Annotated in this window: 19 protein-coding genes; 7 read left to right on the top strand and 12 right to left on the bottom strand. The window is 45.8% G+C overall.

Translation table 11 applies throughout. From position 1 onward, the window contains the following. Positions 1-39: 39 nt before the first annotated feature. Genes E2566_RS04555 through E2566_RS04530 form a run of 6 tightly spaced genes read right to left on the bottom strand, consistent with a single transcriptional unit; the run spans position 40 to position 5282 of the window. Positions 40-705 (bottom strand): DUF7168 domain-containing protein, encoded by a 666-nt coding sequence (locus E2566_RS04555; protein ID WP_012822369.1) that lies wholly within the window; start codon positions 703-705, stop codon positions 40-42. Continuing rightward, on the bottom strand, positions 702-941 hold the full coding sequence (locus E2566_RS04550; RefSeq protein ID WP_012822368.1) for a TraR/DksA C4-type zinc finger protein: 240 nt from the start codon (positions 939-941) through the stop codon (positions 702-704). Before E2566_RS04550 ends, E2566_RS04555 begins: the two co-directional genes overlap by 4 nt. Next, positions 931-2655: a ParB family protein gene (locus E2566_RS04545; protein WP_012822367.1), complete on the bottom strand. Its 1725-nt coding sequence runs from the start codon at positions 2653-2655 to the stop codon at positions 931-933. Before E2566_RS04545 ends, E2566_RS04550 begins: the two co-directional genes overlap by 11 nt. Further along, entirely contained in the window at positions 2655-4016 is a 1362-nt protein-coding gene (gene dnaB-PI / locus E2566_RS04540) for an SPI-7-type island replicative DNA helicase (protein ID WP_012822366.1), read from the bottom strand. The genes E2566_RS04545 and dnaB-PI overlap by 1 nt, the downstream gene beginning before the upstream one ends. Continuing rightward, entirely contained in the window at positions 4009-4398 is a 390-nt protein-coding gene (locus tag E2566_RS04535; protein ID WP_133169848.1) for a hypothetical protein, read from the bottom strand. The genes dnaB-PI and E2566_RS04535 overlap by 8 nt, the downstream gene beginning before the upstream one ends. Next, on the bottom strand, positions 4395-5282 hold the full coding sequence (locus tag E2566_RS04530; protein WP_012822364.1) for a ParA family protein: 888 nt from the start codon (positions 5280-5282) through the stop codon (positions 4395-4397). Before E2566_RS04530 ends, E2566_RS04535 begins: the two co-directional genes overlap by 4 nt. A gap of 876 nt (positions 5283-6158) precedes the next feature. On the opposite strand from E2566_RS04530, the gene E2566_RS04525 reads away from it, so the two are divergent. Then, positions 6159-6665 carry a GNAT family N-acetyltransferase gene (locus E2566_RS04525; RefSeq protein ID WP_107168175.1) on the top strand — a complete coding sequence of 169 codons (507 nt, stop codon included), beginning with the start codon at positions 6159-6161 and terminating at the stop codon, positions 6663-6665. Positions 6666-7703: 1038 nt separating this feature from the next. On the opposite strand, the gene E2566_RS04520 is transcribed toward E2566_RS04525, so the two are convergent. Next, a complete protein-coding gene (locus E2566_RS04520; protein WP_107168176.1) occupies positions 7704-8291 on the bottom strand; it encodes an NAD(P)H-dependent oxidoreductase in 588 nt (195 codons plus the stop codon). 117 nt (positions 8292-8408) lie between these two features. On the opposite strand from E2566_RS04520, the gene E2566_RS04515 reads away from it, so the two are divergent. Then, positions 8409-9035, top strand: coding sequence for a TetR/AcrR family transcriptional regulator (locus E2566_RS04515; protein ID WP_107168177.1), 627 nt, complete (start codon positions 8409-8411; stop codon positions 9033-9035). Positions 9036-9118: 83 nt separating this feature from the next. Here E2566_RS04515 and E2566_RS04510 read toward each other — a convergent pair whose 3' ends face one another. Beyond that, positions 9119-9652 carry an HPP family protein gene (locus E2566_RS04510; RefSeq protein WP_107168178.1) on the bottom strand — a complete coding sequence of 178 codons (534 nt, stop codon included), beginning with the start codon at positions 9650-9652 and terminating at the stop codon, positions 9119-9121. 144 nt (positions 9653-9796) lie between these two features. Here E2566_RS04510 and E2566_RS04505 point away from each other — a divergent pair, with 144 nt between their 5' ends. The 3 genes from E2566_RS04505 to cueP all read left to right on the top strand — a co-directional run bounded on the left by E2566_RS04505 (position 9797) and on the right by cueP (position 11615). Next, positions 9797-10357: a TetR/AcrR family transcriptional regulator gene (locus E2566_RS04505; protein WP_233671870.1), complete on the top strand. Its 561-nt coding sequence runs from the start codon at positions 9797-9799 to the stop codon at positions 10355-10357. A gap of 85 nt (positions 10358-10442) precedes the next feature. Next, on the top strand, positions 10443-10844 hold the full coding sequence (locus tag E2566_RS04500) for a VOC family protein (RefSeq protein ID WP_107168180.1): 402 nt from the start codon (positions 10443-10445) through the stop codon (positions 10842-10844). A gap of 219 nt (positions 10845-11063) precedes the next feature. Further along, on the top strand, positions 11064-11615 hold the full coding sequence (cueP, locus tag E2566_RS04495; protein ID WP_107168181.1) for a copper-binding periplasmic metallochaperone CueP: 552 nt from the start codon (positions 11064-11066) through the stop codon (positions 11613-11615). Positions 11616-11781: 166 nt separating this feature from the next. Here cueP and E2566_RS04490 read toward each other — a convergent pair whose 3' ends face one another. Both E2566_RS04490 and E2566_RS04485 read right to left on the bottom strand, forming a co-directional pair. Next, a complete protein-coding gene (locus tag E2566_RS04490; RefSeq protein WP_165800628.1) occupies positions 11782-12351 on the bottom strand; it encodes an LOG family protein in 570 nt (189 codons plus the stop codon). 117 nt (positions 12352-12468) lie between these two features. Continuing rightward, positions 12469-13362 (bottom strand): ABC transporter six-transmembrane domain-containing protein, encoded by an 894-nt coding sequence (locus E2566_RS04485; protein ID WP_107168183.1) that lies wholly within the window; start codon positions 13360-13362, stop codon positions 12469-12471. A gap of 93 nt (positions 13363-13455) precedes the next feature. Here E2566_RS04485 and E2566_RS04480 point away from each other — a divergent pair, with 93 nt between their 5' ends. Then, on the top strand, positions 13456-14037 hold the full coding sequence (locus E2566_RS04480; protein WP_107168231.1) for a TetR/AcrR family transcriptional regulator: 582 nt from the start codon (positions 13456-13458) through the stop codon (positions 14035-14037). A 62-nt stretch (positions 14038-14099) separates the two neighbouring features. Here the strand turns inward: E2566_RS04480 and E2566_RS04475 are convergent, their stop codons facing one another. Beyond that, positions 14100-14570, bottom strand: coding sequence for a FidL (locus E2566_RS04475; protein ID WP_107168184.1), 471 nt, complete (start codon positions 14568-14570; stop codon positions 14100-14102). Further along, positions 14557-15324 carry a winged helix-turn-helix domain-containing protein gene (locus tag E2566_RS04470; RefSeq protein ID WP_107168185.1) on the bottom strand — a complete coding sequence of 256 codons (768 nt, stop codon included), beginning with the start codon at positions 15322-15324 and terminating at the stop codon, positions 14557-14559. Before E2566_RS04470 ends, E2566_RS04475 begins: the two co-directional genes overlap by 14 nt. Positions 15325-16006: 682 nt before the next feature. Here E2566_RS04470 and E2566_RS04465 point away from each other — a divergent pair. Next, complete coding sequence (locus E2566_RS04465) at positions 16007-16555, top strand: fimbrial protein (protein ID WP_107168186.1); 549 nt, start codon at positions 16007-16009, stop codon at positions 16553-16555. Positions 16556-16594: the final 39 nt, after the last annotated feature.

The raw sequence follows: 16594 nt of genomic DNA, 5'->3' as shown, positions 1-16594 counted from the left end.
ATGAACAAAAACGTATTTCCAGCCAGGTTTTTCAGTAAGTTATCCATGAATATCCCCTGCATATTGGTAATCGGGAGAATTCAAAGCACTATCCTGATGAGCGTGGTACGCCGGAGAGGGTGATAATGCGTTTTTCACGCAGCGCAGACGTAGCCACGACTTGAGAAGCTGGCCTTCACGTTCAGATGGAGTGAATGGTTCCAAAGCGCACCACACGCCCCCCACCCAACCTTCCCGAAACTGGTCAGTACGAATACGGCGGAGCTGGGATTTCAAACGAGGAAAATCCTTCATATGCCGCTCAGTCGCTCCCCTTAGTTGCTGAGAGAGCACCTTAAAAAGGTAAGCGGCGATATCAGAACGGCCACTGAATCCATAAAAGTGGATCGAACGGCGAAGACACATTCCTCGATAACGATTGGTCGTGCTGTATAGATCAAACCAGCAGCTACAACCTGTGGCCATGCACACAACAGCAGCAAGTCCGTTAAGCCACCCAGGAATACTGACCGCATCTGATGGGACTCGGCGGCATATCGATTCACGAATCGATGAAATTTCAGGTTCTTGCTCCAGGATTGAATGACGCAGAATGAGCTTTTGAGCCAAACGCAATGCTCGGGTAATGTCATTCAGATCGTTATTTCGCGTGACTAACGACATCAGTTTCCGAATACGTTTAGGTAATCTGGTGCTGTTATTCATTTCCCCCTCCGGCTACCGACTTTTGTCAGATGTTCTTCGACTTCCTGACATCCGACACAAAGCTCTACACCAGGAACCGCCAGACGACGAGCCTCGGGGATTTCATTCCCGCATGCATCACAGCATGTATTTGAAATACGCCCGTTATGAACGTTTCTAAGAATCAATGACAAGCTGCTCTGCAACAGTTGTTCGGTTGTGGCCATTGCCATTTCATCATCAAGATCATGCGACATGGTCACCTCCACGGGCATCATCACGTTGCAGTTCACGCAAGCGGCGCAGCACGCGAATCAACCGCATAAATTTCACGGCATGGACATCATGAAGGACGGGAGAGCCGGATTTCTGAGGAAAACCCAGGAAGTTCAGGCAAAAACCGAATGTATTAAAAGGCAGTTCGCGATCTTCCCCAGTCAGCCCGGCAAGCAACAAAACAAACTCGTTGTTGTTTGTGTCCGACGTGGTATAGCCAGCCTGATCCCAGCGTTTAGCTTCTGAAATATCGTCGGCACATCCCATGGCTTCAGCCAACTCAAAAGCCAGTCTGTAGGACATATCCTGTAGGTGCTCAATGTCGTCCTGAAGTGCAGGTATGTGCCAGATATCCGCGACAGGCTCCAGCCCTGTAGCCGCAAAAGAAACAGATGAAGAGGATGAAACATGTCCTTCTTCTAATAATGCGCTGTCACGGTTTTCAGATAACGCGGACATCAATGATGTCTGCGAAAAACCATTTCCCATAGGGCTTACCGTTTCACCACCAATCACCGTCTGGCCACCGTAGAGATCCGGCTGAAGCTCGGCACGATATGGCGAAGTGGAAGCTATCCCTGCATCAATCGGTTGCATACCCGCATCAGGAGTCAGCCCTGTTTCTGGAGCGTTACCCGGAGCAGGTTCGGGGCGAGTTACTCCACCGACAAGCGTCCCTGAACGTAAGCCAGTGACCGGATTCTCTGGCCCTGTTTGTGGCGGAAGCTGAGTGATATTCTCTTTTAATGGCTGACGGATGGGCTCTTGCACAACAGGTGGAGCCGGAGGCTCACCAAATAATTCTCGGCGCTGTTGCTCTTTGGGATCCAACTCTATCAACCAGCGATCGTAGTTGAGTGACGGATGCGGCAGCGCTTTCAATAACTCCCCAATCAGCTCATCACGAAACATTTCCAGTGAATACCGATCAGGGTCATCAAACTGCTGACAGGCATGACCAAAAACGTCATCAAACACAGATTCATGTTCCACCTGCATCTGATGCTTTGCCCACGTCTTCTCTGCCGCTGAGCGCAGTGCCAATAGTGGTAAAACTCTCACACGGGCTAAGCCAGAATTCAGCAGGTTTGGCAGGTGGGGATGCAAATATTTCAGTGTATCTTCCATACGGCTGATACTGGAGTTATCAATCGGATAACCCTGCTGATTTAACAGTTCGGAAAGCTCACGCAGTGTGACACTACGCCCCAGTTGTTCTTCCCAAATCGTTCGAGCCTTGTGAATACCGAACGCCTTTTCGATATAGGTTAAATCGCCACGGACTTCATTCTCGGCCAAATGACCAATCACGCATTGCAGACGTCCTGGCCAGGGTTTGAATATCGTATGGATCCGATAGAATCGTTCATCCCCGGTTTCCTGATAGAGTTCACACAATATCTGGTAGCGTGTATTCCCTCCGTCACTAAAGATATAGATGTCATCACCATCAGGGTCTCTGGTCACTTTAGGCAATGAATCCAGACCACGCATACGGATAGACGCTTTGATGTCCGCATATTTAGGGTTACGCGACGTACGGGGGTTATCGGGGTTAGGACGCAGCTCGTCGAGCGTCAGTACCATCGCCATTTCACTCACAGGTAGTACAGCGACCTGCGATTGTTGAGCTGGCGATTTTCCTCGCATCAGTAGCGCATCCGTCATATTCAGCGCTTTCGGTTTACTCGCCATCAGTAACCTCCCTGAGCATCGAAAGGCATATTGGTGAAGCGAGTGAAACGCCCGTCAAACTGAACTTTTATGGTTCCTATTGGCCCTTGACGCTGTTTACCCATAATAATTTCTGCCAATCCTTTGTCCGGACTATTCGGGTTGTAAACGTCGTCACGATAAATAAATAACGTGACATCCGCATCCTGTTCGAGCGAACCGGAATCACGTAAATCACCATTATTGGGGCGTTTATCAGCACGCTGCTCCAGAGAGCGGTTAAGCTGAGAAAGCGCGACAACAGGGCAGTCCATCTCCTTGGCCAGAGATTTTAGCGAACGAGATATCTCAGCAATTTCCTGCGTTCTGTTCTCCATGTCGGGGCATCGCATTAGCTGCAGGTAGTCAACCATTATCAACGCGGGTTTACCGTATTTCCTGGCATTACGGCGGGCTCTCACCCGCAGCATTGCTGGCGTAAGATCGCTGGTATCATCGATAACCAGTCTTTTTTGCCATTTAGTAATGGTTTCAACTGCCGAGCCAATCTGTGACCATTGCTCATCAGTCAGATCGCCACTACGCAGGTTTTGCAATGGAACAAACCCAATGGAAGAGATAAGACGCATAAGGAGTTGGGTCGAAGGCTGCTCAAGGCTGTATATCTGGGTAACATTGGCGCTATTGTGATTTAGCGTTCCGGTGATCATGTTTAGCCCTAACGCCGTCTTTCCCATTGAAGGGCGAGCTGCCAACAAAATCAGATCGCCATTCTGTAAGCCACAGGTTTTTGCATCCAGCTCGATAAATCCTGTTGCCGTACCAGTGATACCATTGGTGGAACGATGGCGAACCTCCAACTCCGCCACAACCTTTTCAAGCCCGTCAATGACGGTAATTGTCTTTTGCGGATCAGCCTTTTCTGCAATATCAATAATTCGTCGTTCAGCCATCTCCATAATCTGGGGGATATCAGCATGAGGCTGGCTAACCTGCTGAGTCAAATCTGCACCAAGAGCGGCAAGCTGTCTGGCCCGGCTGTCTCTGGCAACGATTTCACAATATGCTACTGTATTCGCTGCACTTGGCGTGTTTTTCGCCATCTCAGCAAGATAGGCAAAAATATGTTCCTCACGAGAGCTTCCCTGCTTCTCCAGTGAGTCGGACAGCGTAATTAAGTCTATAGGCTGTCCGGCACCAACCAGACGAGCCATTTCACGAAAAATCACGCGATGCATGAGATTAAAAAAGTCATTCTCGCCAATAATGAGAACAACCTCATCCCAGCGTTCATTATCGAGCATCAGCGACCCGAGCACAGATTGCTCAGCTCCCGTGGAGTAAGGGAGAGGAGGTGATGCCTTTTGCTTTTGATTAGCCATGGTTCGCCTCCACATTTCTTTCATTCAAACTCAGAAAGACTTTCAGCAGACGTTCGTGAGTTCGGGGAGAAACTAACATCAAGGGCCAATCGTTATGGGAAATATACCGAACGCAGCCATTATCCCAGCCATTTTCAAACAGGGCCTTGTCACCACGTCCAGGAGAATCATCATGCGAATCAAGAACCAGTTGTTTCTCCGAAGAGATATTACAAATGCCCACGGCAGATTCATGGACAGCCCAGACCTCAGATAACATGGCCTGCAGGCGTTCTCCAGCATGCTCATCATTTACCGTTTCGAAAAAGACATACTGCTCATCAAAACCGCGATACTGAGAATCGGAGCAGAAACAGATTGCGCGATGGAGAATTTTCATCATGAATCCTCGCGTTCTGCACTGATTTGGAACGGTACTGCGGAATCAAACTTATCTTTCCACTGAGGAAATAATTCACACGCCAATGCATGCATCGTCGCTGCAGCAGAGTCACTTACACGTTTGGTTTCACTTTCAAGGCGATGGGCAGGTTGACCAGCAGAGTGACCCTCAACATAAATCTCTAGGTCGTAAATAAATGTATCTAAAAGAGAAACTAATATCGACTGGCTATGCTGGCTATACTTACCCGTATCAATAATTTCGCTAAGGGTCTTGTAGGTTTCCTTTGCACGACGAGTGTATTTCATGCAATTGATGAGGACTTTTACCTGCGGCAATACCAGTCCAAATGCAGAAAAAGGCAGCAGGCTTTCCATCATATGGATGGTGCCACGTATAAACTCTCTGACATCCGGCAAAATGGGTTTGATAACGCCAATTGCGGTGCTCGTAGCCGCCAGTACAATGAGCTCCAACATAATAGTTCGAGCCCCCTGTGAGTCGACGATGATCACATCGTATTGAGAAAAAAGTGGGTGCTGGAGAATATTGCGCAGACGAAAACGTCCATCTGGCGCATTTAACATTGCAGTAGGCAATTGGGCATTAGGATCATTTGAGATAATGAGATCAAGCCCAGAGATAACGGTTTTGGAGATAACTTGAGTGGGATCGTTGAGATTGACGGTTTGCATTAACAGCTCATACAAACCACAAGGAGCCTCATACTCCAGAGCAAAAATACTACTTGATGTAGGTTGGGCGTAATCGCCGTCTATCAATAAAGTCTTTAATCCAGCATCAGCCAGAAACCCCGCCAAATTTGCGGCCTGAGTAGACTTTCCTTCCCCACCTTTAGTGGAAATTACAGGAATTACATGCATATAGATTCACCTGATAACTAATCAGGATGTATATGCTCACACCAAAAAAACTCTACATTTGATTAACAATAGAACTAAAGGATTGAAAATCCTCGTGTCCTTGGTTCGATTCCGAGTCCGGGCACCACTAATTTAAAGAAACCAGCCTAACGGCTGGTTTCTTGCTTTTGGGGATTCGGACTCCCGAACTCCATTCGATTATTCGTCGCAAGCGGCTCATACTTTCGAGGCCAGCGCGACAAGCGCGCTGCTCAACGCCTCCAGCGTTTGTCCGAGTCCAGCACTCCTTTCCTTTTTTATGCCCCCTTACCAATAAACATATTGTTTGTATTCAATAGTTCGCATTGAAAATATTTTCCAATGCGTTTTGATTTATCCCTTCGTATCGGGGAATTTGTGGGTCAGATTGTGGGTCATTCAGTTCGATGAACGGGAGTGACCCTCATAGGCTAACTGACAGCAAAGTCCGATCCGCGAAACCTCTCGCACAATCTTATAAGCTCATTGATTCGCAAGGTCTCAATCTGTAAGCCCCCGTTTGAACTCAACATGGATCGGTCTACGAATACTGATAGTAGTCAGGGTTAATATTTATGCTACATTTCAACTTAATAGAGAGTGAATGCATCCACGCTTTGCATCCACTTACTTAATCAGCTTTACGTGAAACCGCTGCCAGTAATGTTCCTCGCTTTTTCAACACCGCAATAACGTCGGTGGGATAACGGCCTTGCTCGTTCATGCGGCTAGCCACACCGTCTGCGGCGCTGAGTCCAGCGTGGCACCAGAGCTTATGTTGGCAAACACGTAGGTGAAAATGTCAGGGAAGATGTTGGTTTCTTCATCCCAGGATTGTACGTTGAGAGGCTAGGACATATGAAAATTGAGCAATTGAGTACGCTGTCAGAAAGCTATGATGAGTTAGTTGTCTTATTAAACGATTGTGTGGAAAGTGGAGCGTCCATCGGTTTTCTTGCGCCACTGGAAACCGGTGAATCAGAACGCTATTGGCAGGGGGTTGCCGTCGATCTGGCTGAAGGTGGTCGTACGTTATTGGTCGCGCGTGAGGCGGGACGCATCACGGGTGCAGTGCAAATTAGCTATTGTCCAAAGAAAAACGGCAGCCACCGTGCTGAAGTAGAAAAACTGATGGTGCATACGGCATTTCGTCAACGCGGCATTGCTCAGCAGTTAATGGCAGAAGTGGAACGTCAGGCACAAGCCAATCAGCGTACCCTGCTCGTCCTTGATACCCGAACTAACGACACAGCCTCTATTTTGTATCGCAAATCAGGCTATCAGGAAGCAGGTCAAATCCCACAGTTTGCTCGTAGCTCCGCAGGTACTCTCGATGGCACAACTTTCTTTTATAAATTGCTATAAGGGCTGCTTTAAGTAGGTTGATCGAATATATGCAATGGTTTCAATAAATAATTACCCTGCACAAAAAGAAAGCATGAAAATTAACGAACTGTCAGCTGAAAAAGTGACGCTCTGATCGTTAGATATAAAATGATAAAAGCCCTGACTGCGTAGCCAGGGCTTTTAAGGTACTACAGACTTAATATTTAACATTCATTGACTTAGTAACGTCTTACTACTATTGATACTGCCTCAAATGTACGCGTTTATCACAGATAATATTGGGTATTAAAAAAATAGCTAAAACCTCCCATATATTTGCTGGTTTAAACACCCCACCAACCTTACCAAACACCCAAAGGTAGGCGGTTAGCAGGTACATCCCCCATCGCGATATATACTCTTTGATGCGTGGCCTTACTCTCGTTGCGATATTTTACACATAACTCAATCACGACCTATCGCAAACAATAACGCTAAATCATAGCCTTACATCATCGCGCTCTCGCCCCATTTTTTGCGATTGTCGGTACTGACTACGTGGCCTAAAAGCATCATCGAGTGATGAATATAAATTTCCCTCAACACCGATGTCCCATACAAAAATACTTCGTGGCCTTTATCGCAAAAATACTTATTAAAGAACATGTTCGTTGTCTTTAATATAACAGTAAACTGAAACCTTACTGCTATTGATAACCAATTTACGGGTTTTAAAAACCATGTCAATACTGTTATTAATAACATGTTTTTAATAACAGTATTAACGAAATCTAGCCATGCGCACTGTGTTTGATCTAATTGCAAAGACAGAATAGCGGGTTTTTACTTTATTCATACCCATAGTGATTAACCAGCTTAAGTTAAGCGTATCGTTCATACTTTCAACATTCTGCACCATGTTCCATTCTGATAGATAACTGATTGAAAGATGTATTCATTAATAACCTTCTTCATGCTCCAGCATGGATTATCAAATAGCAGATAGAAATTTTTCCACACGCATGGCATGCCCTTGTCAATTCAGCGATGATACGAAACGTAGGCTCAATGAAAAAATTACCGAAAAACATTTTCGCCAATATGGCGAGCGGCATCGATACACGCTTCCGGTGTTCCCAGTTCCGGCATCAACAGCATTTCAGACGTCAAAACTGGCGCACCGCAGTAGTCAAAAATCCCATGTGCGATCTGCGCCTGAAAAGCATCTGCGTAGCCACGTTTTTTGAATGTTATCTGGTTGGCAGCGCCCAGAGCCACAAGGTGCACCGGTAAATGCCCCTGTTTCTTTATCACACGCCCATCAGCCGTTTCTTCATAGGCCCAGCCGTTTGCAAAAACACGGTCGATCCAACCTTTCAACAACCCCGGCATGGACCACCAATAAATCGGGAAGACCAGCACCAGCGCATCGGCGTTATCAATACGGGACTGCTGCGCAATAACGTCAGGCGGTGTTGCACCTGTGCGCTGAAAAGCCGCCATATCAGACACAGAAAACACCGGGTTAAAGCCTTCCTGGGTAAGATCTGCGATTTCAAACGTATTTGTCGGATTTACCCCAACAATCCCTTCCGCAATGGCGGTCGCGACACTATGGGTCAGCGAGGTATTAACAGGATGAGAAACGACAAGTAATGCATGCATTCTGGATACTCCCTATTGCCATAAAACGACGTCAGATATAGTCTTATATACTAACAGTAACCTACTACTGGTAAGTTACTTTTGGTACATAAGAATGTCAACAGGATAATATCGGTGATGCCCAGACCACAGACACGACAGCGTTTATCAAGAGAAGAGCGCCATAGACAACTGATACAAGCCGCCTGGCAGATTATTCGGGAGGAAGGTACGGAGGCGCTGACGCTTGGGCATTTGGCAGAACAGGCGGGCGTAACGAAACCGGTAGTTTACGATCACTTTACTAACCGTTCGGGGCTGTTAGCTGCACTTTACAAGGAATACGATGCTCGCCAGACGGCGATTATGGATGACATTATCCGTAAGACCGAACCTGTACTCGATCAGTTGGCGACGGTGATTGCCACCTCATACATTGATTGCGTGCTGCTTCAGGGGCGCGAAATGCCTAACGTCATGGCAGCACTCACTGGCACTCCCGAGCTGGAACACATCAGGCAGGAGTACGATGCTATTTTCACGGAAAAATGCCGCGCTCTTTTCGCTCCATTCTGTGCAGGTCAACCGCTGCATGATGCCTCACTGCGGGCTATGCTCGGTTCCGCAGAAGGATTATCTTATGCCGCAGTTAAAGGGATTATTACGGAACAACAGGCTAAGAATGAGCTATTCCATGTGATCATTTCTATGGTGCAAAGATACAGTGCAAACGAGCGCCATAACGTTTCCCTGCAAAATAGCTGAAGTGGTCTAATACCGGATTAGTAAGAAAACACCCCACATCAAAAAACATCTAGCGACTCGCCTCATCCCTGAGGCAGACCATCTCAGGGTTGGCGCTTACGCAAACCAATACCGTGCCAGTACGCAGGCCAGTGGTTTTCCTCTGCGTAGTTATTGATCACAGCGGCGATCGCCACCAGCACAATGCTCCCCAGTAGAACCGGCGTGACTAAGAACTCAAACCCTACGGCGCTTTTCCCTGCCAGAATAATGACCAGTGGGTTAGCGCCAGCTGGTGGATGAACCGCACGAAAATATTGCATCAACATCGTCGCCACACCAACCGCGAGTGACAAAACAACGATCGTGTCACCGAATCCATATAAAGCAATAAGACCTACTGCTGACGTGATGAAATGACCTCCAATTACGTTTCTTGGCTGCGCGAAAGGCGACGCTGGCGCAGCAAATAAAATGACGCACGTTGCGCCAAAAGGTGCCATCAACCAGGGTGCGCCAGTGGATTGCCCTAAGTAGCTTAGGAATAGAATCCCTACACTTCCGCCAATTAACCCTTTCATCAACTGCATAAACGTTGGTTTTGGTGGCAAAGCACCGCCGCCCCTGAGTCTCTTCATTGTCATCCCCGATAAAAAATGTGAGTTTTATGAAATTGCCGTGCTATATTTAGTGTACAGATCTGTACACTCGCAAGGAAATGGTACAGATCTGTACACACAAAAACAACCCATTACTGATGAAGAAAAACGATGAAAGAGAGCGTGGGTAAGAAAGAACACATTCTAGATATCGCAGAAGCGCTATTTAATGAATTTGGCTATACCGCCGTTGGCGTAGATTTAATTCGAGATAAGGCGGAAGTCTCCAAGACCTCCATGTATCGCCATTTCGGTTCAAAAAACAAGCTGATTGAAGCCGTATTGATTCGTCGGCATACGCATTTTGAGGAAGGACTCACTCACGTAGTATCAGGAAGTAAAGACGCGGAAAGTCGCCTGGATGCCGTGATGGATTGGCATTTTTCCTGGTTCCGAACCGCAAGCTTTAAAGGATGTATGTTCATGCATGCGCTGGCTGAATTTAAAGGGCAAGATGAAACCATTACCGCTCTGGCGCTGCGCCATAAAATCTGGCTCAAGTCATTTTTACTATCAATCTTCACGCCCGAAGAATCAGACAAGGAGTATAAAGCCGAAGCTATCATGACGTTTCTTGAAGGGATGATCGTGAGAGCGGAATTTATCGGCGTAGCCAGCAGCGAGGATGTTTATCGCCGACACGCGAAGCTCTTAGCATTATCTCATCCTTCTCTCAGCCAGTAACAACGCGGTGCCTACCGCACATCGGCAAAGCAAACCGACGAACGAGTAGTCACCATAGATTTTGTCTTTAATTAAGGAAGTAACGATGAATTCACCAGTAACGCAAGGCGCTCACCATATTGGTTTGACGGTATCAGCATTGGAAGAAAGCGCACATTTCTTCACCGAACTGCTGGGTTGGCAAGAGGTGAAACGAAGAGAGGATTACCCTGCTATTTTTGTCAGCGACGGCACGGTGATGCTAACGCTTTGGCAGGTACAGGCCAGCGAACCTGTCCAGTTCGATCGAAAAAACAATGTCGGTTTGCATCATCTTGCGATTAAGGTTGATAACAAAGCCGCGCTGTTTGAGATCTTTGAGAAATTATCCGCCCATAAGATCAACATTGAGTTCGCGCCTTCTCTGATTAATGATGGTCCGGCAATGCATATGATGTGCTATGAACCGAGTGGAATCCGCATCGAGTTTTACTGGTCAGGTCAGTAAGCACGGATTAATAAAACCCGACTCATGACCTACATCAATAACGGCTCAGAGAGCACCGCCACTTAGCATGGTTTGAAATTGATCAAAATCAATAAAAAACCAGCAAATACATTATTTTACCTTTCTATACGCTCAAGCTTTTGACCTTCCCGTAGGGGGAAGGTGTAACGTCATAGCATCTTATTTCAAGGTAATGACGCTATTAAGGGGAAAGTAATAATGAAGATAAAGATGATGGCGGTACTACTCGGCCTGACATTAAGCAGCCATGGTTTCGCAGCGACAGCTGATGCCAACACTTTTCTAGCCAAGCAAGGGCTGGCGGGGAAAACTGTCGAGCAGATCGTCGATGCTATCGATCGGTCGCCGCAAGCGAGGCCTTTGCCTTACAGCGCTTCCATCACCAGCAAAGAACTGAAATTATCGGATGGGCAACAGCAATACAGCTATGCGCTGGGAGATAAATTTTATCTCTCATTCGCCCCTTATATTCAGCAAACGCATCCCTGCTTTAACCACAGCTTGTCTGGGTGCCAGGGCGAGCTCGCCAATACGGCATTTGATGTAAAAATCACGGATAAAGCCGGTAACGTTATCGTGCAGAAAACCCTAAACAGCCACCAGAACGGTTTTGTTGGCGTATGGTTACCACGCAATATTGAAGGAACGATTAATGTCACCTATCAAGGACGTGTGGCAAGCTCACCATTTGCGACCTATAGCGACAGCCAAACCTGCATGACGACATTGCCATTGAAAGAACAGGCATAGTGAAAGGTACTAACCTACTGCACGATAGGAAAAACACCAACGGCCATGCTTATTTTCGCCGGGGATGCCCCCGGCAGTAAAATAGCTCTCGCTTCTTATTTACACACCAGAAGACATGATGTAGCGAGATTAAAAATACAGGTTACACAGACAATAATCGGCGCTCTTACTTTTGCGTCCATTTCTTTTCTGGTGGCTGATAAGCATGAAAGAATGTTAATAACGCTTCAGGGCTGTCAGAAAAAAGTAGCATGTCCGCATAATCGCGACGTAAGAATCCTGCATCAACCATGCTACTAATCATGTCTTGCAAGGGATCAAAATAACCGGCAATGTTCAGAAAAGCACAGGGTTTATCATGAATTCCAAGCTGTGCCCATGTCCATTGTTCGAATATTTCTTCAAATGTTCCCGCACCGCCGGGAAGTGCAATAAACGCATCAGACAGTTCTGCCATCTTGCTCTTGCGCTCATGCATATTTTCAACAACATGCAATTCTGTCAGCCCCTGATGCACAATTTCTTTTTCAACGAGCGCTCTGGGCATCACGCCGATCGCGGTGCCAGCGTGGGATAGCACGGAATTCGCAATCTCCCCCATCAGCCCGACTTTACCGCCACCATAGACAATCTCTACACCAGAATCGGCAAGGAAATGCCCCATCTGTTTAGTTTTCTCAATATAGATAGGTGAATTACCCGATGCCGAACCACAAAAAACGCCAACTCTCATCACAAGCTCCCTGTAACAAATTGTACTAACCATTCTACTACTACATACTAAAGACGATATTGCGTTATCGCATATAAGGCTATCGGACATCTGGAATCAACCAGTCACCACACGACTCACTCACACCACGCCAGTATCCACGCGCTTACCGATATCTTTGAGCTGCGAGTATTTTTCTAACAATCCGGGCGCATCGTCCAGACTCATTGCAAACATCCACATGTAGGTCATCACTGAATAGATATGCCCCGCATTGGTTCCACCGTTAAGCGCCATATACACAATCGTCAGTGAAAACAGGACGGCAGCAGCGGCACCGATAGCAAGGTAGCCTAATGCTTCACGATCCGACAGACGAATGCGCAGCCCAGCCAGCACGTGGTAATGCTTGGTCAGTGAAGCGGCGGTCGCGCTACTGACAAAGCCAACCTCTTTTTCCAGACGATTATTTAATTTACCGAACAGAACTTCATTCTTGCGAGTGTAACCCGGCAGAAAAAAAGCAAAAAACAGCAAAATTACGATGCAGGCAGCACCTGCCCAGAATTCAATCACCAGCAGCATCACCGCCGCACCGGTGATCGATGCCAGCGACGTGATCAGCACCGGGAGGTGAATTTCAAAAAAGTCGACGAATTCGCGTGAAAGCGCTACGCGCGCTGCGATGGTTGAGTGGTTATGGTTTTCTTTTCTCTGCGCCAGAATCACCGGTACGGCCAGTGCAGCATAAATACGGGCGAATGTGCGAGTATCCACACTGCGCCGCGCCGCACCAATCGCCCACATAATAAAGACCATCAGCGCATACAGCACCGCATGCCAAGGTTGAGCATTCAGAATGGCGTTAATAGCGAAGCCTGCCATCAGGGGATAAAGCAGATAAGTCACATTCTCCGCTACTACCAGCAGCAGAGTGAGAATCAGTTTTTTGCCATGCAGCTTGCCAAGTTTTTTAAGGGTGACAACGGCACTATGCGAAACCTTGACTGGTTCGCTGATATTATGGGTTTGCATGAGAATAGCATCTAACAGAGTTATACTTGAGCGGTTGCTCAAGTGCAAAAAATTGTATTTGAGCAACCGCTCAAAGTCAACGTGGGGACGGTAATGAAAGAGACGACGAAAGCGCTAAAAGACAAAATCCTTGATGGCGCAATCGAGCTGTTTATTGAGAAAGGTATAGAGAAAGTGACAACGCGCGAACTGGCGGAACACGTTGGTATTTCGCGCAGTCATCTTTACCACTACTTTCCTGACTGGCAGACATTATCCATTGAGGCGCTAACGGCGTTCATGCAGGCGGATTTGGAAGAGGTCGCGGCAGAAATCGCCACATTACCACCAAAAGAGAAGCTATATGAGTTGGTGAAGAATTACCTGCCGGATACCACTGACGTCATCTGGAATCTCTATGGATCACTATGGCAGTTGGCCGTTCACAATACCGCTTACGAAGAACTCGCCCATGTAATGACAGAGAAATGGTCTGCTTTACTGGAAGAGATTATTGCATCGGGCATCGCATCCGGTGCCTTTAAAAATACCGATACCCAGCGAGTTTCCCGCCAGCTAGATGCGCTGTTAAACGGCTACTCCGATCATCTGATTATTAACCCTACTCCCGCTGATTTTAATCAAGCAATTGAAGATATTGAGGATTTTATACAACGCGTATTGTTAAGCGCATAAGCCACACGCCAAAAATAGCGATAACATCCTGAATTGCGATTAATGTGTAGTTCCCACATCCATTAATCGCGGATATTACATGCCATCTTTGACTGGACGGTGCTAATCAGATAGGCATGCTTCGTCAGCATTTCGAACTGGATAACATCATTTTCAGCCAGGATGGGAATCGCCTCATCGGGCGCATTATCATTGGTATTCTTACTCATCCCGATATTGTTCACCACCAGTCGATTCCCCTCCCACACGGAATCAAAGCTGAACGTGCGCCGAATCGTCAACGGTACACCATCCTCGCCAATGTAAAGACCATTGACTAAAACCAGCGCCCTATTTTGTTTATTGAGATAAAAATAGACGTCATATTCCTTTCTGACCTTCTGATCTTCTTCGTAGAGCTTTACTTCGCCCTGACATATCAGCGGCTTTCTGTATAAATTGCTGGTTAAATAAAAAACAACCCCAAGAGAAAGTGAAATAAAAAGCACCAATATGGTGCAAAAAAATTTCTTTCTGACTTTAATTATTAACATAAGTGATACATCCATGCCCATCTTTATTGCAGGAAATAACGATCTCACTTTTCCGGTCCAACACTCCAGATATAACAATCTTTTTCGATAGGAAGAATAATGCGTTATCTGAGCACAGATTTTTATAGTCGGTCGGGAGAGGATAGCCCACACTGTTATATAAATAGAAAAGATCGCACTTCCCATTCATCTTTACATCAACAAGATGTCGATACGGAAAACGATTTACGCTCCCCAAAACGATCAGGAAAACCCCAACTATCATTATCCATATGAGAAGAAACCGGACATATTGCTGTTTTTTTACTGGTTCAGGTATGGCGTGATGTTTTATAGAAAATGGCTTTTCTTCTTCATAAATATCTTCTTTAACTTTCTCGTCTTCCCTTTGATTTAACGTTTCTTTTTCTCTCCCCTCTGACATCGGATAGGAAACAATACTCGCGGCGTTAAAAACAACTCCCAGTTTAGGGATAGTCACAATCGAGTCCGAAAGATCAAACTCACGCAACACCTTCCTGAGTAGAGAGAGATAATTGTTGAGATTATTGAGAGAAGGGCAAAGTGCATGCTTTTCCAATGCCTCCTTTAACAAAAAATCACGGCTTAACGTTACTCCTTGATTCTCAATTAACAAACAGAGCAATCGTGAAATAGGAAAATTCACAGAGGTTGCTTCATTTTCACGTTCTATCCATGCCAGCGTTCCCTCTCCCTCGTTGAAAATGATTAAATCATTAATCAAATAAACCATTCGACCTTTTTCCATCAAGATTAGAGGCACTATTCATTCGTTACAGTAAGATTATAGATACGCTTTTTTATGGGCATAAAACCTACGGAATAGTCTGAAAAACCACAAAAACCAAACAAAAAAACGTTATCAACAAAAGATAAAATCAATTATATACATAGCCTTATCAAGGCTATCCTTGGCAAGGATAAAAATTTACCTATATATTGTCAAAGATTATTTAATTTTCATTTAATCATTGTATAAATAAAAAGACATTTCATTATTTTTATAAATAAAAAGATATCCAGCCTTATCAGCGCCACAAGAAGAGGAATGACAAATAACACACTGAATTAAAATAACTTATCTAGAAAATGATATTTACATCACACCATTCGACATTGTCCACCACACGCAGCAACCAGAATAAAAACCTAAATAAACATAAATTTAAAACATTTAATCTAAATAAATGTAATTAAATTAATATATTTGACCATAAAACTACCTAACACTACTATTTCACCAGATCCAGGGCAGCCGACTGGGCAAGTCAGCAAATATATTCACCATGTGAGTAAGGCTGCAAATCGTTAAGCAACCACAAAAGCAAAGGCACAACTCACCATGTAGGAATGTGGCGAGTACTCATGATTCGCGTTCACGCTTTTAATAGAGTAACCAACAGAGAGAGCATCATATGAAATTATCAAAATTCACCCTGGCATCACTCATCTCCGTGATATTTTCTGTCGGTGCACAGGCAGCAGATTCACACAATGGATCGGTGACGTTTAAAGGAAAAATTATTGATACGCCTTGCTCGGTGTCTCCCGAAGATCTGCACCAAACTATCGATTTTGGTGAAATCAGTAAAACTGTATTGGAAAACGGCGGTACCTCAGAAATTAAGCCTTTTGATATCACATTAAAAGATTGCAGTTTGGACACAGCAACCAGCGCCAAAATTGTTTTCTCTGGCGGTGTTGCATCTGGCACCAATAATGAGCTGTTAGCGTTAAATGGCAGTGCCAGCGGTGCAGGTATTGCCGTAGAACGAGTCGGCGAAAAAATTAAATTCGACGGAACGACGCTGGCCGTAGCGGCCACGCCGTTATCAAATGGGGACAATATTTTCTCCTTCACCTCTTATGTCGAAAAACTGCCAACACCAGAGGCAGGCCAAGCCCCAGTAGTCACAACGGGTAGCTTCTCTAGCACAGCTAATTTTGTTGTTTCTTATCAATAAAAGGCAGCTATGCCAACAGCAGGTTTGAACGGGTATACC

Origin of the sequence: Pectobacterium punjabense (assembly GCF_012427845.1) — a bacterium.
Taxonomy (GTDB): Bacteria; Pseudomonadota; Gammaproteobacteria; order Enterobacterales; family Enterobacteriaceae; genus Pectobacterium; species Pectobacterium punjabense.
This window is presented reverse-complemented; position numbering and strand designations above follow the sequence as displayed.

What these genes read in the sequence shown, in the direction of transcription:
- E2566_RS04555 (WP_012822369.1), bottom strand. Translation starts at nt 705, where the DNA reads ATGAATAACAGCACCAGATTACCTAAACGTATTCGGAAACTGATGTCG.
- E2566_RS04550 (WP_012822368.1), bottom strand. Translation starts at nt 941, where the DNA reads ATGTCGCATGATCTTGATGATGAAATGGCAATGGCCACAACCGAACAA.
- E2566_RS04545 (WP_012822367.1), bottom strand. Translation starts at nt 2,655, where the DNA reads ATGGCGAGTAAACCGAAAGCGCTGAATATGACGGATGCGCTACTGATG.
- dnaB-PI (WP_012822366.1), bottom strand. Translation starts at nt 4,016, where the DNA reads ATGGCTAATCAAAAGCAAAAGGCATCACCTCCTCTCCCTTACTCCACG.
- E2566_RS04535 (WP_133169848.1), bottom strand. Translation starts at nt 4,398, where the DNA reads ATGATGAAAATTCTCCATCGCGCAATCTGTTTCTGCTCCGATTCTCAG.
- E2566_RS04530 (WP_012822364.1), bottom strand. Translation starts at nt 5,282, where the DNA reads ATGCATGTAATTCCTGTAATTTCCACTAAAGGTGGGGAAGGAAAGTCT.
- E2566_RS04525 (WP_107168175.1), top strand. Translation starts at nt 6,159, where the DNA reads ATGAAAATTGAGCAATTGAGTACGCTGTCAGAAAGCTATGATGAGTTA.
- E2566_RS04520 (WP_107168176.1), bottom strand. Translation starts at nt 8,291, where the DNA reads ATGCATGCATTACTTGTCGTTTCTCATCCTGTTAATACCTCGCTGACC.
- E2566_RS04515 (WP_107168177.1), top strand. Translation starts at nt 8,409, where the DNA reads ATGCCCAGACCACAGACACGACAGCGTTTATCAAGAGAAGAGCGCCAT.
- E2566_RS04510 (WP_107168178.1), bottom strand. Translation starts at nt 9,652, where the DNA reads ATGAAGAGACTCAGGGGCGGCGGTGCTTTGCCACCAAAACCAACGTTT.
- E2566_RS04500 (WP_107168180.1), top strand. Translation starts at nt 10,443, where the DNA reads ATGAATTCACCAGTAACGCAAGGCGCTCACCATATTGGTTTGACGGTA.
- cueP (WP_107168181.1), top strand. Translation starts at nt 11,064, where the DNA reads ATGAAGATAAAGATGATGGCGGTACTACTCGGCCTGACATTAAGCAGC.
- E2566_RS04485 (WP_107168183.1), bottom strand. Translation starts at nt 13,362, where the DNA reads ATGCAAACCCATAATATCAGCGAACCAGTCAAGGTTTCGCATAGTGCC.
- E2566_RS04480 (WP_107168231.1), top strand. Translation starts at nt 13,456, where the DNA reads ATGAAAGAGACGACGAAAGCGCTAAAAGACAAAATCCTTGATGGCGCA.
- E2566_RS04475 (WP_107168184.1), bottom strand. Translation starts at nt 14,570, where the DNA reads ATGTTAATAATTAAAGTCAGAAAGAAATTTTTTTGCACCATATTGGTG.
- E2566_RS04470 (WP_107168185.1), bottom strand. Translation starts at nt 15,324, where the DNA reads ATGGTTTATTTGATTAATGATTTAATCATTTTCAACGAGGGAGAGGGA.
- E2566_RS04465 (WP_107168186.1), top strand. Translation starts at nt 16,007, where the DNA reads ATGAAATTATCAAAATTCACCCTGGCATCACTCATCTCCGTGATATTT.